Source organism: Paraferrimonas sp. SM1919 (assembly GCF_010993985.1).
Classification (GTDB): Bacteria; Pseudomonadota; Gammaproteobacteria; order Enterobacterales; family Shewanellaceae; genus SM1919.
On the sequence record NZ_WINH01000022.1, the window covers coordinates 13,676 to 32,669 of the forward strand.

Below are 18,994 nucleotides of genomic sequence, written 5' to 3' on the forward strand. Positions count from 1 at the left end.
CCCTAAAAGTATACAAGCCAATCCTGTCATAGCCCTTATTTAGGCTGGATTATTCAATTCATTCAGTTGACATCGTGACTAACACTGAGATAATCAAAGCCATTAAAATTAATTAAAAAATATCCGCCGATTAGGATCTCCAATGAGTCAGCCTCCTTTAGATACCACACGTAAAGCCATCACAGAATTGGATGAGCAATTACTGAGCTTATTAGCCAAACGTCGTAACCTTAGCGTTAACGTCGCCCTATCTAAAGAGCAAACCCTCAAGCCTATTCGTGATGTTGAACGTGAACAGCAATTACTGGCACGTCTTACCAAAATCGGTAATGAAATGGGCCTTGAAGCCCATTATGTGACTAAAGTATTCCAAGGCATTATTGAAGACTCGGTTCGCTACCAACAAAATTTTCTCTCTAGTCGTGCCAACCCAGAGCTTGGACAAGATCATTACCGTATCGCCTTTTTAGGAACCAAAGGGTCGTATTCGCATATTGCCTCAAGTCTTTATTGTCAGGCCAGACAGGCGCAAATGTTAGAGCTAGGTTGCGCGAGCTTTTCAGAGATCATTGATAAGGTTGAATCTTCCCAAGCAGACTTGGGCTTTTTACCTGTGGAAAACACGTCATCGGGCAGCATTAACGAGGTCTACGATGTACTGCAGCATACCTCTTTAGCCATCATTGGTGAGACTCAAATTGATGTTGATCATTGCCTATTAGGCTTAGCGGAGGCGGACTTAGATAAAGTGACTACCGTTTATGGCCACTCCCAACCTATCAGTCAGACCAGCCTGTTTTTAAAACAGCATCCGCACCTAAAGATTGAATATTGTGCCAGCTCTGCTGATGCCATGCAGGCAGTACAACGACTGCAAGACCCTAGCATTGCCGCCATTGGTAGTGAGCTAGGCGGCATCCACTATGGCCTTAAACCGCTACAAAATAAAATTTCAAATCAAAGCCTAAACCAAAGTCGCTTTGTGATTGTGGCGAGACAATCGGTTTCGGTACCACTGCAAATCCCAGCTAAGACCACGCTTATTATTGCTACAGGTCAAAAGGCAGGGGCCCTAGTAGATGTACTGAGTGTATTTAAGAGTCATAACATTAATATGACCAAGCTTGAGTCCCGCCCAATTCAAGGCAATCCTTGGGAAGAAATGTTCTATATAGATGTCGAAGGTAATCTGCAGCAAGACAAGATGCAGTCGGCATTAAGTGAAGTAGCAGCAATTACCCGTTTTATTAAGATTTTAGGCTGTTATCCAACCGATAAAGTAAGCCCAACCGAACTTGATGCGGCGCAGTTACTATCAAAAGAAGACAGCCGTGAGTTTCTGATTGAGCGCCCAACCAGTGTTAATTTTGCCAAGGGTACATTAGGGGATGGTAATTACTTTGCGGTATTCACCCACAGCCAAGGCATGAACCTTGCGCAAATCAATCTAGATTGCCAAGCCAGTAAAGATGTCGCTGTGGATGCTCTGTTATTAAGTTACCCTCAATCTCAAGATGAAGCCCTGTTTGATCATATTAATAAGACCAGCAAAGATATGCGTTTAAATGTGATTGCCGAGGCGCAATCTGCCACGCAAGTACAAGCGCTATTATCGCTAGTAAGCGGTTTAAGCGTTAATGCTCAGCATCTGGTACACCAAGAGCTGATTGATGCTCTAGGCCACGCACATAAGCCTGTGATTGTGCGCAGCAGCCTAGATGCCGCAGCTGTTAGTGTAGCGCAGATTACTAAGATTTTAGCTAAGGGCAACCAACAGTTAGTGTTGCTAATAGAATGCGACGTGCTAGATATTGTTAAGCTACAACAACTAAAAGCAGACTGCCCCTGTGCGATTATTATTGAGCCTAGTGGTACTCTTGCTCACCCAGCTATCGCCAGCCAAACCGCCATCGCCATTAAAGCACTAGGTTTTGCTGGTGTTAGCCTGTCGCTTGATAACAAAGACGGTTTTGATGGAGACAGCCTAGCGGCGTCAGTGAGGGAGTTACTCTAAGCTGGAAAGCTGGAAAGCTGGAAAGCTGGAAAGCTGGAAAGCTGGAAAGCTGGAAAGCTGGAAAGCTGGAAAGCTGGAAAGCTGGAAAGCTGGAAAGCTGGAAAGCTGGAAAGTATTATGGCCTTAAAGCCTTAAAGCCTTAAAGCCTTAAAGCCTTAAAGCAATATAAACAAAAATGCCGAGTTATCTAACTCGGCATTTTTGTATTCAATTTTTATCGGGGTAATTTACAAGGCTTGCGAAGTGATAACAAGGCACTGAGAAAAACGAGCCCGGGATTTTTGCAAGGCTAGCAAAGGAAGTTCAAGGCGCCAATTAAAGCCAACCTGTTGAGCGTAGTGAGCTACGTGATGCAGGTGGCTTTATGCAGGCAACGAAGAAATTACAAAGCTAATGTAGCAAAAACTTAGCTTGCCTATAAAACTCGGGTCGTTTTTCGAAAGTAACGCAGTTAGCGCAAAGCAAACGCAGTAAATTTAGTCGACTCGTGAATCATTGGCAGACATCAACATAGAACGGCTCTCTTTTTGGAACTGCTTAGCAAAATCACCAAACCAGTCGGCCACTTCTTTGAAGGTATCAACAAAACCTTGGCGATCACCATTGTTTAGCAACTCTAGCGCCTGCTGATAGCGACCTAAGTAGTCACTAATAGCATCATGGTTATGGGGCTGAGCAAAGATAATATCCGCATACAGTTCAGGATCCTGAGCAAATAAACGACCTACCATTGCCAGCTCTAAACGATAAATTGGAGAGCTAAATTGCAATAAAGTTTCAATATCAGCGTTTTCTTTATACAAGTTGTAGCCATAAACAAAGGTACTAAAATGACGCATAGCTTGCACAAGTTGCATGGCATCGTCATGTTTATGTGCATCGGCTTCGATCAATTTTGCACCCCAAATGCCAATTTGATCCAACAGCCATTGATAGGCCTCACTATGACGACCATGACAGACAACCACTAACTGCTTTGCTAACGAGCCAACATCTGGACCAAACATCGGATGTAAGCCCACTACCGGCCCCTTGTGCACTTCTAGCATAGTTTGTAGAGGTGCCGCTTTAATCGACGTTAAATCCGCTAAAATACAGTCCTGTGGAAGATTTCCTAGCTTGCTAATAATGTCATGAGTGGCATTAATTGGCACCGTCACTAAAACCATGCCGGCATTGGCAAAATGTTGCTCTGCACTAGCCCAATCTTGCTTACCGAACTTCACCACGTTATAGCCCGATAGACTAAACATTTGCGCAAACAAACTTCCTAACTGACCATGCCCACCAATAATGATGATATCTTTCATGGCTGGATTGATTTGTTTGAAGCCGACATCTTTTTCATTGAGGTAAGATTCACGCATCAGTCGACGTAAAATATCTTCAATTAACTGTGGTGAAATATCTAAGCCTTCTGCTTCACTGCGACGCTTGGCTAACATCGCTGCTTCACGCTTAGGGGCATAAATTGGCACCCCGGCTTTATGCTTCACACCACCGACTTTGGCCACTAAGTCTAAGCGCTGACGAATTAATGTTAATAATTTCTTATCAACGGCATCAATTTGATCCCTAAGGACTTCTAATTCTTGGGTGGTTTGTTCATTCATGGTAATCAGTTCTCGAATCGAGTCGGCACCGTTGCCGCCAACTTAGCCGCTGAAGCCATCAATAACTCTTCTGTGGTCTGCCAATCAATGCAAGCATCAGTAATTGAAACCCCATATTGCAATTGTGATTTAGGCAAATCACTGGATTGGTTACCAGAATTCAAATGACTTTCTAACATAATACCAATAATAGATTTATTGCCATCAACAATCTGCTGTACCACATTTTGAGTGACTAAAGGTTGCAAATTATGGTTTTTATTGGAATTACCATGACTACAATCAACCACTAGGCGGGCATTAAGTTTGGCATTATGCAACTGCTCTTCGGCTTGGCGAATATTCACTGAATCATAGTTCGGTTGTTTACCACCACGCAGGATCACATGGCCATCGGGGTTACCGTTGGTTTGCAGTAATGCCACTTGGCCTTGGCCATTAATACCCATGAAGCGGTGTGAATGAGTTGCCGCTTTTAAAGCATCAATAGCGACTTGTAACTTACCATCAGTACCATTTTTAAAGCCTACTGGCATTGAAAGACCAGAGGCCATTTCACGGTGAGTTTGCGATTCAGTAGTACGGGCGCCAATTGCCGACCAACTGATAAGTTCAGATAAATATTGTGGAGAAATAGGATCAAGTGCCTCTGTTGCAACAGGCATTTCTAACTCAGCTAACCAGATCAGCAGTTCACGGGCGGTATGTAACCCCTGTTCAACTTCAAAGCTACCATCAATATTAGGATCGTTAATTAACCCTTTCCAACCGACGGTAGTACGAGGTTTTTCAAAATAAACACGCATAACAATGTATAGTTGATCGTCTACTTTTTTAGACAACTCTTTCAATTTAAGCGCATATTCTTTCGCTGAATCAATATCATGAATAGAGCATGGACCGGTAACCACTAATAAACGGTTGTCACGCTTATGAACAATATTAGAAACCGTTTTTCTAGCATTTGCGATAAAATCTGCCGCTTTTTCAGATAAAGGCAGCTTTTCACTTAATTGTTGTGGAGTAATCAAGACTTGTTCACCAGCTATATGAACATCATGTAGGTTCTTTTGATCCATGATACATACCGAATTTATAAAATGTTTATAACGTCAATATGCCTATAGCTCGGAATGGTTTCAAGGGTTTTAGGACTTTTCGCCTTTAATTTACTTCAAGTGGGTAGTTTTTTGCAGTTTAGCAAGAACTCATTCAAGCTAGGGGGGATTTTACTAGCCTCTGTCGCTATCTTCAGCAACCCAATGGCATTATTTTTGATGGTACTTAACACCAGGTCCTTGTTCTAAAATTCGCTTAATGGCGGGGATAATCCACTCTAGATAACCGTCCATCTAGTCTGGATGAAGAAAAACATTGTGGCTGCAATAAAGTAGTGTCACAAATTCTAGATAGCAAGAACCCGCCATAAAGGCGGGCTCTGCTGCGAACAATGCGTTTTGTATACTCGATAAAATCGAGTCTTAGCCAAGCTTCTCGCGGATACGAGCAGCTTTACCAGTACGGCCACGTAGGTAGTACAGTTTAGCAGCGCGAACTTTACCGCGACGCTTAACTTGAATTTGTTCTACCAATGGGCTGTGAGTTTGGAAACAACGCTCTACGCCTTCGCCATTAGACATTTTACGTACAGTGAAAGAAGAATGTAGACCACGGTTTTTAACTGCGATTACAACGCCTTCAAAAGCCTGTAGACGACTCTTTTCACCTTCTTTAACACGTACCTGTACAACAACAGTATCACCTGGTGCATATGCAGGTAGGTCAGTTTTCATTTGCTCTTGCTCGAGCTGCTTAATAATATTGCTCATTGCTCTCTCCAATCTAGATTAACTGTCCGATGACTGCTCGCGGTATTGGGCGGCGAATTCTGCAAACAAAGATGCTTGCTCGTCAGTCAGAGCTAGGTTGTTAAACAACTCTGGTCGTCTTAGCCATGTCCTACCTAAGGACTGTTTCAGACGCCAGCGACGTATTTTTTCGTGGTTGCCACTTTTTAACACATCTGGGATGCCGACACCGTCTAACACTTCAGGTCTGGTGTAATGCGGGCAATCTAACAGTCCATCTGAGAATGAATCCTGCTCAGCCGACGCTTGTTTTCCCAGTACCCCAGGCACTAGCCTAGAAACTGCGTCAATCAAGGTCATTGCTGGCAACTCACCGCCAGATAACACGTAATCTCCAATTGACCATTCTTCGTCAACTAAAGATTCGATTACTCGCTCGTCGATACCTTCGTATCGACCACAGACTAAAATCAGCTTTTCATTCTTTACCAAACGACCAACACCGGCTTGGGTTAGTGTCTCACCCTGAGGTGAAAGGTAAATCACTTTAGCATCGTCACCTAAAGCTGACTTTGCCGCTGAGATTGCGTCAGTTAACGGTTGCACCATCATAAGCATTCCTGGGCCACCGCCAAAAGGTCGGTCATCCACAGTACTGTGTTTATCATGGGTGAAATCGCGAGGATTCCATGTCTGCAACGTCAATGTGCCATTTTTAATGGCTCGACCCGTCACTCCAAAATCAGTGATGGCACGAAACATATCAGGAAACAGGGTGATTACCCCTAACTGCATGTCGTTGCCCTCTTTTTAGAAGTCAGGATCCCAATCCACATGTATTTGCTGCTGGGCAATGTCAACTTTAGAGACAAATTGCTCAGTAACAAACGGAATTAATCTTTCTTTTTTACCGAAGCCATCTTTTGCATTGGCTTTTACGCGCAATACATCATTGGAACCAGTTTCTAAAATTTCAGAAACCTTACCCATGTGATAACCTTTTAGATTAATCACTTCACAGCCAATTAGGTCTTTCCAGTAGAACTCGTCTTCTGGCAAGTCTTGTAACTGCTCTGGCATAATGCCAATCTCGCAATTAACCCAGGTCTGTGCTTCATTTCGATCATTCAGGCCTTTGATTTCGGCTACAAAACTGTTTGCTTGCGCACGCCAGTTTTTCACTTCAACCTCAACCCATTTACCTTGGCGGTTAACCAACCAAGGAGAATAGTCGAAAATACCTTCGGCAATGTCGGTAAAGCTATTGACCTTTAGCCAACCCTTAACACCGTGAACGGCGCCTAGGCGGCCAACTACAATAGGCTTTTGCTCTTGAGTCATCAATTAACCCTACCGAAGCCAATTAAGCAGCTTTACGAGCTTGCTTAATTAGGCTTTTAACGCGATCAGTAGTACCAGCGCCTTGGCCTAACCAGTAATCAACGCGCTCAAGTTCAAGACGTAGCGTCTCTTCTTGACCACGAGCTACAGGGTTAAAAAAGCCAACGCGCTCGATGAAACGACCGTCGCGTGCGTTACGGCTATCAGCCACAACTACTTGATAAAATGGGCGTTTTTTAGAACCGCCACGTGCTAAACGAATGGTTACCATATCGTTTATTTCCTCTAATGGTTTGCATAAAGCAAATTAAAACCCAGGGGCGTGTTCGCGCACCCCTAGTAGAAAGCTGGTGGATTTTACATCATAGCCAAGAAAAAGCAAGTTCAACCTTAGTTAACTTGCGGTCTAGCTCTCAGTATGGATGAAAAATGACAACAACATATAATGACTCTGCTGTTTAAAAATGTTGAACGTGACTAGCGACCAGGAAACTTCATACCCGGTGGTAGCATCCCACCCATACCACGCATCATTTTCTTCATGCCGCCTTTACCCGACATCTTCTTCATCATTTTTTGCATTTGGGTAAACTGCTTTAATAGCTTGTTTACGTCTTGCAAGGTGGTGCCAGAACCCGCTGCGATACGACGCTTACGCGAACCTTTAATGATGTCAGGACGCTGACGTTCTGCAGCAGTCATAGAACTGATAATCGCTTCCATTTGATTGGTCATCTTGCCATTTTGCACTTGCTCTAATGCACCCGCGGGAAGATTGCCCACCCCTGGCAGCTTTTCTAACATTGACATCATGCCGCCCATGTTTTTCATTTGTGCAAGCTGCTCTCGGAAGTCCTCTAAGTCAAAACCTTTACCTTGCTGAACTTTTTTCGCTAGCTTTTCGGCTTTTTCTTTATCGACACCACGCTCTACCTGTTCAATTAACGATAGAACATCACCCATACCTAAAATGCGCGAAGCTATCCGCTCTGGGTGGAAGGGCTCTAGGGCGTCGGTTTTCTCACCCACACCCAAGAATTTAATTGGCTTACCGGTAATTTGACGAATAGACAATGCCGCACCACCACGGGCATCACCATCAATCTTGGTTAGCACCACACCGGTTAAAGGTAATGCTTCATTGAAGGCTTTAGCTGTATTAGCCGCATCTTGACCTGTCATGGCATCGACCACAAACAGTGTCTCGATTGGATTAACCGCTTGATGGAGATCTTTAATCTCAGCCATCATTTCTTCATCAACCGCCAATCGACCAGCGGTATCTACCAGTAGCACATCCATAAAGCTAGTTTTCGCTGCATCAATCGCACTATTAACGATATCTACTGGCTTTTGCGAAATATCTGATGGATGAAAATTCGCACCTACCTCTGATGCCAGAGTTTCTAGCTGTTTAATCGCCGCTGGGCGGTAAACATCGGCACTGACTACCATCACTTTCTTTTTGTGAATCTCGCTAAGGTGTTTGGCAAGCTTAGCGACCGAGGTGGTTTTACCTGCGCCCTGCAAGCCCGCCATCATCACCACCGCAGGAGGTTGAGCCGCTAGGTTTAATGCTTCGTTTTGCTCACCCATGGCAATTTCAAGTTCGTTTTGGACGATCTTGATAAACATTTGCCCCGGTGACAAACTTTTATTAACTTCTTGGCCTACGGCACGTTCTTTAACTTTTTTTACGAATTCACGTACTACAGGTAAGGCGACATCGGCCTCTAATAGTGCCATGCGTACTTCACGCAGGGTATCTTTAATATTTTCTTCTGTTAGACGCCCACGACCACTAATATTTTTAAGTGTCTGGGATAAGCGTTCGGAGAGATTGTCAAACATTGTCTTTCTCTATCAGTACTGTCTTGATAATCGTTGCATTATACGTTTGCTAGACTAAAGTCGCTAGCAAAAAGCTAAATTCTATACAATTTCGCCAAATAAGCACTTTTTCTCGCTTTATGTATGGTACTTAGCTAGCCACTGGGGTAAATTGGAAATCGAAATTTCAGATATTTAAGGAATAAATAAGCATGTTAAGCTTGCTTGGTGCAGGTCTTGCCTACTTAGTTGCCACCGTACTCGTTGTTGGCCGTCTATTTCACCCTCAAGGGCCTAGCCGGCCTGTAGTGGCTTTAATCGCTAGTGTGGCCATTTTTGCCCATGGAATAGTTTTAAAACAACAAATCGTCACCCCTACTGGGCAAGATTTTAGTATTCCTAATGTCTTATCGTTAGCTGGTTGGTTCATCGGCTTTGGCTATACAGCCATGTTATTAAGACTAAAAGTGATTGTGCTTGCACCGGTCATTTATGGCCTAAGCTTATTGAGCTTAATCTTACAGGTCGTGATCCCTAGTGACTATATCTTACAACTTAGTGATAATCCTTGGATGCTGGGTCATATAAGCTTATCACTGATTGCTTTTGCGACCTTGATGATCGCCTCTTTATACGCCATTCAGCTTTGGATGATTCGCCAAAAGCTAAAAAACAAATCAGGGATCTTAAGCCCTTCATTGCCCCCTCTATTGACCGTTGAAAAACAACTTTATACATTATTAACAGTAGGCACGTTATTGCTTGGCTTAACTTTAGGCACTGGCTTAGTTTTTATTGAAGATATGTTCACAGGTGGGAATGGTCATAAATTTTTACTCACGCTATTTTCTTTAGGGATATACAGTCGCCTTTTATGGTTACACCAAAACCAAGGGGTAACCATAAAATCCGCGGTTGCCCATACCTTAATAGCGAGTTTTCTGCTATTTTTAGCTTACTTCGGTGCTCGCTTCGTGAAAGAATTTATTCTGGTTTAACTGATTATTTTAGGAGTTTCCCTACTTGGAAGCCTTTTCTACTTTAGATTTAATTTTAATTCTAATTTTACTGTTGTTGGTTTCTGCCTACTTTTCAGGTTCAGAAACTGCCATGATGTCATTAAACCGCTATCGTTTACGTCATTTAGCTAAGCAAGGCCACAAAGGCGCCAAAAGATCGGCAGAATTATTAGATAAGCCTGACCGTTTAATTGGCTTAATTCTTATTGGTAATAATGCTGTCAATATTTTTGCGACTGTTGTTGCAACGATTTTGGGATTACGTTTTTTCGATCAGTATGCGGAAATTTTCACAACGGTTATTTTAACGATTACTGTGTTGATTTTCTCTGAGGTTACCCCAAAAACACTATCAGCCCTCTATCCAGAGCGAGTGGCCTTTCCTTCAAGCCGCATTTTAAAACCTTTACTATGGATAATGACACCTCTTGTTAAAGCGTTAAGTCTTATCACTAATGGTTTATTGAGAATCTTTGGTGTCAAGCAAGATGATGATGCTGATGCGTTAAACCCTGATGAATTACGTTCTGTTGTCAATGAAGCTGGCAATCTAATCCCTAAGCGTCACCAAGATATGCTGCTTTCCATTCTAGATTTAGAAAGAGTGACTGTAGAAGATATCATGGTTCCTCGTTCCGAAATATATGCTCTTAATATTAATAGTGATTTCAGAAAGTTAACCAAAGGACTGATCCAATCGCCCCATACTCGTGTGGTACTCTTTAGGGATAATATTGATGACATCGTTGGCATTGTTCATATTCGAGATGCCCTAAGGCTGCTGACTAAAGAACAATTTGATAAGCACAATTTACTCAAGGCTGTAAAAGAAGTGTATTACATCCCGGAGGGAACGCCGCTTAATGTGCAATTACTAAAATTCCAGAATAATCATGAACATACTGGACTGGTCGTGGATGAATATGGCGATATTCAAGGATTAGTTTCTCTAGAAGACATTCTCGAAGAAATCGTTGGGGATTTCACCACCACCATGACCCCAGATCCAAGTGATGAAATTCATCCTCAAGATGATGGCAGCTATATCATTGAAGCCGCGATTAACATTCGTGAACTAAACAAAGAGCTCGAGTGGGAACTGCCTTTAGATGGGCCCAAAACATTAAATGGCCTGATCTTAGAACACTTAGAGGACATTCCTATGCCAAAAACAACTTTGGAGCTTGAGGGGCATTCGATGGAAGTGCTAGACGTCGAAGAAAATATGATTAAATTGGTAAAAATTCAACCTACTGAATAACTGCTGACGCCATAGCATAGTTAACCTCATCGGAAATGGACACTAGACAAGCGCTAGCGTCCATTTTTTGTAGCTGCTCGAAAGCGCCGTCTGTCAACGAGGCTAAAGGCGCACCCAATTCATTATTACTGATTTGTATGTGCTGAAACGATACCCCACGACCGATGCCAGTCCCTAGCGCCTTAGCGATCGCTTCTTTTGCTGCAAAACGCTTCGCTAGGAAGCGTTCTGGCTGCTTATGAACTTGGTACTGTTGTAACTCTGCTGGCGTTAAAACCCGCTTAGCTAGTGCAGGGCTTTTAGCAACACTTGCTTTTATACGGGCAATCTCAACGATATCACAGCCTATACCTTTGATCATGATCAGAGCCTCTAGCCTCGGGCTTTATCCATAATGTTTTTCATGTCGCGTACGGCTTTATCTAAGCCATCAATAGCCGCACGGGCAATAATCGCATGGCCAATATTAAGCTCGTAAAATTCAGGTATCGCCGCAATCGCTTGCACATTGTGGTAATGCAAACCATGACCGGCATTAACAATTATGCCTTGTTCATGAGCGTATTTAGCCATCGCAGCAATACGCTCTAACTCGCTGTTACGAGTCGCGTCATCAGTGGCATCGGCGTAATGGCCAGTATGAATTTCTATGTAGGGTGCTTTAGCAACTAATGCCGCATCAATTTGAGCTTTATCCGCATCAATAAACAGCGACACTTTAATTCCAGCGTTGGTTAAACGCGCTACGGCTTCATTGATTTTTTGTTGCTGACCAACCACATCTAGCCCACCTTCCGTTGTCAGCTCTTCACGCTTCTCAGGCACCAAGCAAACATACTCAGGCTTAACATCACAGGCAATTGTTAGCATTTCTTCAGTCACTGCCATCTCAAGATTCATACGAGTCTTAAGGGTTTTCGCCAACACATAAACATCACGATCAACAATATGTCGACGGTCTTCACGTAAATGAATAGTGATCCCTGCCGCGCCTGCATTTTCCGCTACCGCAGCAGCATGCACAGGATCCGGATAGTTAGTCCCCCTTGCCTGACGTAAAGTGGCAATGTGATCAATATTTACACCAAGTAATAATTCAGCCACAGTGGACTCCTTTTAAATTCTTGTACAATTGTCGACTCACCAGAGGCTTGCCACCGAGCAGTGGATCAATAATTGATTGTGTTAATTTACGAGCGCTGTAAGCATACTGAGGCTGGAGCTGGTTACTGGCTAATTGCAGTAACATTTCACCCACATAACCATCGCGCTTTTTGTTATTTTCGATACATTCAAACCCACTATCGAAAATTAAGCAATAGCGCTTTTCGGGTACGATATCATCACCATTAATGTCTTGAGTTAGTAATGGTGCTGCTCCGACTTGGATTAGCAACTGCCACTCAAAGTCTCTTAGCACCGGGTGTGGGCTTTCTAAAGCCGCAATCCCAAGCAAGGTTTGGTGGTAAACATCAAATAAATGCGCCATTGATTCATAATACGGTAACAATCGCTGACAAAGTTCATTAATATATAAAGCACAAAATTGCTTATTTGCTAACAACGGCATGGCAATGCTAGCAGCTTCATAGGTTTCAATGGTTTTTAAGCTCGTACGCCCGCGATAGCTGATATGAAGAGGTTGGAACGGCTGCAGCAATGACTTTGCTGCAGCTAATTTTTTGGCTGCTGGTAAGCGCACTATAGCACTGATTAAACCGCTTTGCTCAAGGAAAGCATTGACCAATAAACTGCGCTCTTTATAGGGTCTGGTATGCAGTATATAGCCACGCTCTAGCATTAATCCTCGCCGTAGCCTAAAGATCTTAAGGCACGTTCATCGTCAGCCCAGCCAGACTTCACTTTAACCCATAGCTCTAGGAACACCTTGTTATCAAACAAGCGCTCCATGTCCAATCGAGCTTCTTTTCCTATGGTTTTAAGTTTCTCACCTTTATTACCAATGATCATTTTCTTCTGACCACTGCGTTCAACTAAAATTAAACCATTAATTTGATAAACCCCATTTGGCATCATTTTAAACTGTTCAATCTCTACGGTTACCGAGTATGGTAGCTCGTCACCGGTAAAGCGGATCAGTTTTTCACGAATGATCTCTGCCGCCATAAAACGTGAAGAACGATCGGTCACATAGTCTTCTGGAAAGAAATGCTCTGACTCATACAAAGATGCTTTGGCTAGCTCGATGATGCGCTCGATATTTTTTCCCTGCTTGGCAGAAATTGGAACGATCTCATCAAATTGAAAACCAGCAGAGATCTTTTCAATATGTGGCAATAAAGCTTCTTTATCTTTGATCTGATCAACTTTATTGATCGCCAATACCGTTTTGGTTTTGCTGCTGCCCGCTTTTAGCTTATTAAGCACCATTTCGTCATCAGCGGTCCAATTAAGGCCGTCAACAACGAACACCACCATTTCGACTTCACCGATTGAGCTTGACGCTGCACGGTTCATCAGCCGGTTAATGGTGCGCTTTTCTTCTATATGTAACCCCGGAGTATCAACAAATACCACTTGATGTGCATCTTCGGTATAAATACCTAATATACGATGGCGTGTCGTCTGGGGTTTACGCGAAGTAATACTAACTTTTTGTCCAAGTAAATTATTTAATAATGTAGATTTACCCACATTAGGACGACCGACAATGGCCACCATACCACAATAAGTTGTTTGATCACTCACGACCTAAAAGCTCCAAAGTTTTTGCAGCTGCTGCCTGCTCTGCTTTACGACGTGAAGTTCCTTTTGCTGTCACTAAATCTGCTAAATCATCAATCTGACAACTCACTGTAAACTGTTGATTATGCGCTTCCCCTTTAATATCGATTACTTGATAATCCGGGAGTGGCTTTCTTAACCCTTGTAAATACTCTTGAAGACGAGTCTTTGGATCTTTTTGAGAAATGCCTGGCTTGATGCTTTCTAGTCTTGGGGTGTACCAAGTTAACAACAATGCTTTCGCGGTAGCAAAATCACTGTCTAGGTACACCGCACCAATAATGGCTTCTACGGCATCAGCTAGAATTGAGTCACGACGGAAACCGCCAGATTTTAATTCACCAGAACCTAGCTCAATGTAATCACCAAGACCAAATTCACGGGCAATTTCAGATAGAGTTTCACCCTTTACTAAGGTGGCGCGCATGCGGCTCATGTCACCCTCAGTCACCTTAGGAAAACGAAAATACAAATCTTCCGCGATCACCATAGATAAAATAGAATCGCCTAGAAACTCTAGGCGCTCATTGTGCTTTGAAGCAGCACTTCTATGGGTCAAAGCATGTTTTAGCAGGCTATCATCTTTAAAGTGATAGCCCACAATCTTCATTAATCTTTTAAGTTTATCCACTTAGGAAATTCCACCTATACGGTTAAAGCGAACGTCGCTTGGAATCCAGCCAGGCAACCAGCTTTGGCTGTCTCGCTCAAATTCAAAACTGATCCAAATAAATACAGCTTTACCAACTAAATGCTCATCCTTAACGAAGCCCCAATAGCGGCTATCCCTTGAGTTATCACGATTATCACCTAAGACAAAATATTCCCCTTCAGGAACAACAAATTCATCGATGGCTGTCGCACGTTGCCAATAGTATTGGTGTGAGTTACTAGGCAACTGATGAGTCACCAATACATCATGACTTTGTCCAGGCAATTGTTCGGTATAGCGAGTTTGTGGCATGCCAAATTGGTCGAATTCACCAACATTCACTTTATCCAAAGCAACTTGAGTAAAACCTTGGCACTCATTACCTTGCTCACAAGCAGGTTTAATCCAAAGTTGCTTATTACGATAGCGGACAGTATCTCCCGGTAAACCAACTACACGCTTAATATAGTCCAGTGTTGGATTTTCAGGATATTTGAATACGGCAACATCACCACGTTTAGGCTCACCTGTTTCTATAAATTTACTTCTAAAAACAGGATCTTTAACACCATAAGCAAACTTTTCCACCAAAATAAAGTCTCCCACTAGCAAGGTAGGCTTCATCGAACCGGATGGAATTTGAAAAGGCTCATAAAAGAACGAGCGCATCACTAATACAAAAGCAATTATTGGAAAGATTTGCTTTGCTGTATCAATTATCGCAGGCTCACTCATAATCTTTTGGGTGGCCTCTTCACCTAAGGTTGTGCCACCACTTTGTGCAAGCGCTAATTTTTGCTGACGCTTCGGTTTTAACAATGCTAAATCGAGTAACCACAACAACCCTGTGATTAACGTTATTGCCACTAAAATGAGTGAGAAATATTGAGCCATCCTGGATTAGTCTCCTACTTTTAATACCGCTAAGAAAGCTTCTTGAGGTAACTCTACGTTACCAATAGACTTCATGCGTTTCTTACCTTCTTTCTGTTTCTGTAATAATTTCTTCTTACGCGACACGTCACCACCATAACACTTAGCGGTTACATCTTTACGTAATGCTTTAACATTGGTACGGGCAATAATGTGTGAACCAATCGCCGCCTGAATGGCAATATCAAACATCTGGCGAGGGATCAGCTCTTTCATTTTCTCTACCAATGCACGCCCACGGTATGGTGCATTATCTTTATGAGTAATAATGGCAAGCGCATCGACACGATCACCGTTGACCAGTATATCTAGACGAACCATATCTGCTTCTTGGAAGCGTTTAAAGTTGTAGTCAAGCGATGCATAACCACGACTCGTTGATTTCAAACGATCGAAAAAGTCCAGTACAACTTCTGCCATAGGCAATTCGTAAGTTAACGCAACTTGATTACCATGGTAGGATAAATCCATTTGCACACCGCGCTTTTCAATACATAAAGTAATCACATTACCTAAGTATTCCTTAGGTACTAAGATATTGGCTTCTACGATTGGTTCTGCAAGCGTCTCGATTTCATTGATTACTGGTAGATCCGATGGGTTATCAACATGAATAACGTCACCATTGGTCTTAGTAATCTCATAAATTACCGTTGGCGCAGTCGTAATTAGGTCTAAATTATATTCACGCTCAAGACGCTCTTGGATAATTTCCATATGTAGCATCCCCAAGAAGCCACAACGGAAACCAAAACCCAGCGCCGAAGAGGTTTCTGGTTCATAAAATAAAGACGCATCGTTTAAACTTAATTTACCTAAGGCATCACGGAAGTTTTCGTAATCGTCAGAAGAGATTGGGAACAGACCCGCATAAACTTGTGGCTTTACTTTCTTAAAGCCTGCAAGCATTTGTTCTGCACCATGTTTAGCATGAGTTAGAGTATCACCTACAGGAGCCCCTAAGATGTCCTTAATGCCTGCAATGACGAAACCTACTTCACCACACTCTAGTGACTTAGTTTCAGTTTGCTTAGGCGTAAAAATACCAATCTTATCAACCTGATGAACCTGACCAGTTGACATACACTTGAACTTATCACCCTTCTTTAGACTGCCGTTCTTAATGCGTACTAAAGAAACAACACCTTGGTAGTTATCAAACCAAGAGTCAATAATTAGCGCCTGCAATGGCGCATCTGGATCACCCTCTGGTGCTGGTACTTTGTTGACGATTTCTTCTAAAACATCTTTAATACCAATACCGGTTTTGGCACTACACTTCACGGCGTCAGAGGCTTCAATGCCTACGATGTCTTCAATTTCCTCGGCAACACGGTCTGGATCGGCTTGGGGTAAGTCAATTTTGTTTAAAATTGGCACAACTTCAAGGTCCATTTCAATGGCGGTGTAACAGTTCGCTACCGTCTGAGCTTCTACACCCTGACCAGCATCCACCACCAGCAGCGCACCTTCACAAGCGGCTAAAGAGCGGGATACTTCGTACGAGAAATCCACGTGTCCAGGAGTATCAATAAAGTTTAACTGATAGGTTTCGCCATCATCAGCCTTGTAATCTAGAGTTACAGATTGGGCTTTGATGGTAATACCACGTTCACGCTCTAGATCCATAGAATCAAGAACCTGCGCCGCCATTTCACGTTCAGAAAGACCTCCACAGGTCTGAATTAAACGATCAGACAAGGTAGATTTACCATGGTCAATGTGAGCGATGATTGAGAAATTTCGGATATGCTTCATGGGTTAACTTTACTACAGCCGATTGCAAAAGGGAAAAAGGTGGCAAATTGTACCTGAATTCGGCAGCTGGCACTAGATCTTAACCACGTTTGAGGGATTGTTGGCCTAAATTTGCCAATATTTTGGGTGTCACTTCAATTTTTTGTGCTTTTTTTCGACTAAATAAGTAACTACCTATGCCACCAAGGGTTGCCCCAAGCATCGCCGTTATCTCCAGATTGATGCCCATGGCCATTGCCACATAATGGCCTAAACTGGCTCCAACGACTAATCCTGCAAGTGGTAGCAAGTAAACCGTAGCGGCAGCCTCTAAAAAATGGGCTTCTGGTAAACCAATTTGCAGCATATCGCCAACCGTAAACTGTTGTTCCGTTTTGATTGATAACACTTGATCGGTTTCTTTAAATGCTTTGGCGACAGTTGCTGTACCACAGTTATCCTGGGCTTGGCACTGACCACAAGCGCTTTTACGTCTTATCTCTAAGAACACCACACCTTCTTTTTGAGCGACCACCTTGGCCAGTTCTTGCATCATAGCATCAACCTAGTTACTGAGATTTCAGGGCTTGGACGATTCTATTTAACGTGTTAATCGGTGCCTTACCGACTGCAACCACTTCAAAATCACCCCGCTGTAAACTTGCCATCGCCAAACCGTTATGATGATTAATGGATTCTGGCAAAGGCACTGAAGAGGCTCGGGATAAATATACTGAAATATCGACCAAACCATCACTTAAGCTCACATATTCTACTACATGACCAGTCCCTAATAACTTATGATTGTCTGTTGCTATAATTTTAAACCCTTGGGGTAACCAGCTGAAGCTCCATTGATTAGGTTTACTCGGTGGCGTTTTCATCGCACTGGGCCATTGCTGCTTGCTGATGTTGACAAGTAATTCTGGTGGCTTTGGATAAACAACAAGTTCAACGACAGACATCCTTTCTAATGAAGCGGTTTCTGAGACCATATCAAATCGTAAAGGCAAGGAAGTTTCGGTATCTATCCATAGCCAATAATGGTATCTGTGCTCGTCTTTCGCAACTAATTTGATAACATCGGCATTGCGCCCAGCAATACGACTTTTGCCAGATAAGATAAGATCGTAACTTTGACTAATTGCATCTGACTTACCAATTAAATTGGCCGGCAACCAATCTGGAATAAACGGGTATGCCAATGAATAGGGATCGCTGTTATGACCAAGATAAGTCACGCTATCATCTACTCTGATAATAGATTTTGGTGCCCCCTCAAGGTAATCAAACATGGCAACCTGTTGCTCACCTATCACACCATGGGCATAGACAAAACTCTTAATTTGATCACTACCTAATTGAATGGCAGAGACTTTAAAATTGGTATTAATTAGCGCTTGTTCCATTTTTTCGAGCATCTGCTTGGCTTGGGCCCAAGCAGAAACCGACAGACTAGCAACAATTAACCCAAAAAGTGCCTTAGCAAAATACTTCATCTAATTCCCTACTGTTGTGGTTGATGGCTCACACGTTGCTGTAACAGATGGTCTTGCAGATAAGCATTAATTTTTTGTTGCTGAGCCTGCTGCTCTAGCAATTGCTGATTCGGCTGTTGTGTTTGTAAACTAACCGGCGCTGCCATGCCAGCAATTGGACTGGTTTGCAATACAGGTAAATTAGCTTGCTGTTGAGTATCTTCTGGGGACAAGTTTAATACCGCTATCGCAGCAACCGTTGCGGCAATGGCATAATGCCCAGCTTGTTTAAATAAAGGCACAACCTTAGCAGTTAAACTAGCCATCAAGTGGCCATTTTTAGGGGCTAACACCGTCGGCTCATGTTCGAGGGCCTGAGCAATTTCAGCAGAGATATCAAGCTTACCTAAGCTATCTGCTTCTTGACGCATAAGATCACCAATTAAATGGTAACGTTGCCAAGTGGCAGCGTCTTCTGAAGTGAAATCAAAAGACGCTAACTTAGCGGCCTCTTGCTGGTCATCCATTGCTGCTGATAACCATTGTTTTGGCTCTTGGGTCAT

19 protein-coding genes and 1 pseudogene are annotated in these 18,994 nt (G+C 42.9%); 3 read left to right on the top strand and 17 right to left on the bottom strand.

What is annotated here, in order from left to right:
• Positions 1 to 142 precede the first annotated feature (142 nt).
• Entirely contained in the window at positions 143 to 2,014 is a 1,872-nt protein-coding gene (locus tag GFB48_RS13375; protein ID WP_163936694.1) for a chorismate mutase, read from the top strand.
• A gap of 476 nt (positions 2,015 to 2,490) precedes the next feature.
• Here the strand turns inward: GFB48_RS13375 and tyrA are convergent, their stop codons facing one another.
• From tyrA to ffh, 7 genes are all read right to left on the bottom strand, one after another.
• Positions 2,491 to 3,627 carry a bifunctional chorismate mutase/prephenate dehydrogenase gene (tyrA, locus tag GFB48_RS13380; RefSeq protein WP_163936696.1) on the bottom strand — a complete coding sequence of 379 codons (1,137 nt, stop codon included), beginning with the start codon at positions 3,625 to 3,627 and terminating at the stop codon, positions 2,491 to 2,493.
• Between the two features lie 5 nt (positions 3,628 to 3,632).
• The gene (locus GFB48_RS13385) at positions 3,633 to 4,706 is read right to left on the bottom strand and encodes a 3-deoxy-7-phosphoheptulonate synthase (RefSeq protein ID WP_163936699.1); all 1,074 of its coding nucleotides are present in this window, start codon (positions 4,704 to 4,706) and stop codon (positions 3,633 to 3,635) included.
• Between the two features lie 402 nt (positions 4,707 to 5,108).
• A complete protein-coding gene (gene rplS, locus GFB48_RS13390) occupies positions 5,109 to 5,456 on the bottom strand; it encodes a 50S ribosomal protein L19 (RefSeq protein WP_163936702.1) in 348 nt (115 codons plus the stop codon).
• 18 nt (positions 5,457 to 5,474) lie between these two features.
• On the bottom strand, positions 5,475 to 6,230 hold the full coding sequence (gene trmD, locus GFB48_RS13395; protein ID WP_163936705.1) for a tRNA (guanosine(37)-N1)-methyltransferase TrmD: 756 nt from the start codon (positions 6,228 to 6,230) through the stop codon (positions 5,475 to 5,477).
• Positions 6,231 to 6,245: 15 nt separating this feature from the next.
• Positions 6,246 to 6,776 (bottom strand): ribosome maturation factor RimM, encoded by a 531-nt coding sequence (rimM, locus tag GFB48_RS13400; RefSeq protein WP_163936708.1) that lies wholly within the window; start codon positions 6,774 to 6,776, stop codon positions 6,246 to 6,248.
• 22 nt (positions 6,777 to 6,798) lie between these two features.
• A complete protein-coding gene (gene rpsP / locus GFB48_RS13405) occupies positions 6,799 to 7,047 on the bottom strand; it encodes a 30S ribosomal protein S16 (protein ID WP_163936711.1) in 249 nt (82 codons plus the stop codon).
• Positions 7,048 to 7,253: 206 nt separating this feature from the next.
• Entirely contained in the window at positions 7,254 to 8,627 is a 1,374-nt protein-coding gene (gene ffh / locus GFB48_RS13410; protein WP_163936714.1) for a signal recognition particle protein, read from the bottom strand.
• 191 nt (positions 8,628 to 8,818) lie between these two features.
• Here ffh and GFB48_RS13415 point away from each other — a divergent pair, with 191 nt between their 5' ends.
• Both GFB48_RS13415 and GFB48_RS13420 read left to right on the top strand, forming a co-directional pair.
• On the top strand, positions 8,819 to 9,604 hold the full coding sequence (locus GFB48_RS13415) for an inner membrane protein YpjD (RefSeq protein ID WP_163936717.1): 786 nt from the start codon (positions 8,819 to 8,821) through the stop codon (positions 9,602 to 9,604).
• A gap of 25 nt (positions 9,605 to 9,629) precedes the next feature.
• Positions 9,630 to 10,886, top strand: a complete 1,257-nt coding sequence (locus GFB48_RS13420; protein WP_163936720.1) for an HlyC/CorC family transporter — start codon at positions 9,630 to 9,632, stop codon at positions 10,884 to 10,886.
• Here GFB48_RS13420 and acpS read toward each other — a convergent pair.
• The 10 genes and pseudogenes from acpS to GFB48_RS13465 form a co-directional block, all read right to left on the bottom strand.
• Positions 10,876 to 11,250, bottom strand: coding sequence for a holo-ACP synthase (acpS, locus tag GFB48_RS13425; protein ID WP_240464877.1), 375 nt, complete (start codon positions 11,248 to 11,250; stop codon positions 10,876 to 10,878). The two genes, GFB48_RS13420 and acpS, sit on opposite strands and share 11 nt — an antisense overlap.
• Before the next feature lie 8 nt (positions 11,251 to 11,258).
• Complete coding sequence (pdxJ, locus tag GFB48_RS13430; protein ID WP_163936724.1) at positions 11,259 to 11,990, bottom strand: pyridoxine 5'-phosphate synthase; 732 nt, start codon at positions 11,988 to 11,990, stop codon at positions 11,259 to 11,261.
• On the bottom strand, positions 11,983 to 12,687 hold the full coding sequence (recO, locus tag GFB48_RS13435; RefSeq protein ID WP_163936727.1) for a DNA repair protein RecO: 705 nt from the start codon (positions 12,685 to 12,687) through the stop codon (positions 11,983 to 11,985). Before recO ends, pdxJ begins: the two co-directional genes overlap by 8 nt.
• A pseudogene (gene era / locus GFB48_RS13440) lies at positions 12,687 to 13,580 on the bottom strand (GTPase Era); the annotation flags it as partial. The pseudogene era and the gene recO, both read right to left, overlap by 1 nt.
• A 7-nt stretch (positions 13,581 to 13,587) precedes the next feature.
• Complete coding sequence (gene rnc / locus GFB48_RS17590) at positions 13,588 to 14,241, bottom strand: ribonuclease III (protein WP_205597741.1); 654 nt, start codon at positions 14,239 to 14,241, stop codon at positions 13,588 to 13,590.
• Positions 14,242 to 14,262: 21 nt separating this feature from the next.
• Positions 14,263 to 15,177 carry a signal peptidase I gene (gene lepB, locus GFB48_RS17595; protein ID WP_205597739.1) on the bottom strand — a complete coding sequence of 305 codons (915 nt, stop codon included), beginning with the start codon at positions 15,175 to 15,177 and terminating at the stop codon, positions 14,263 to 14,265.
• 6 nt (positions 15,178 to 15,183) lie between these two features.
• Positions 15,184 to 16,974: a translation elongation factor 4 gene (gene lepA / locus GFB48_RS13450; RefSeq protein WP_163936729.1), complete on the bottom strand. Its 1,791-nt coding sequence runs from the start codon at positions 16,972 to 16,974 to the stop codon at positions 15,184 to 15,186.
• A gap of 79 nt (positions 16,975 to 17,053) precedes the next feature.
• Positions 17,054 to 17,509, bottom strand: coding sequence for a SoxR reducing system RseC family protein (locus tag GFB48_RS13455; RefSeq protein ID WP_163936732.1), 456 nt, complete (start codon positions 17,507 to 17,509; stop codon positions 17,054 to 17,056).
• Positions 17,510 to 17,522: 13 nt separating this feature from the next.
• Positions 17,523 to 18,452 carry a MucB/RseB C-terminal domain-containing protein gene (locus GFB48_RS13460; RefSeq protein WP_163936736.1) on the bottom strand — a complete coding sequence of 310 codons (930 nt, stop codon included), beginning with the start codon at positions 18,450 to 18,452 and terminating at the stop codon, positions 17,523 to 17,525.
• Between the two features lie 8 nt (positions 18,453 to 18,460).
• Positions 18,461 to 18,994, bottom strand: a complete 534-nt coding sequence (locus tag GFB48_RS13465; RefSeq protein WP_163936738.1) for a sigma-E factor negative regulatory protein — start codon at positions 18,992 to 18,994, stop codon at positions 18,461 to 18,463.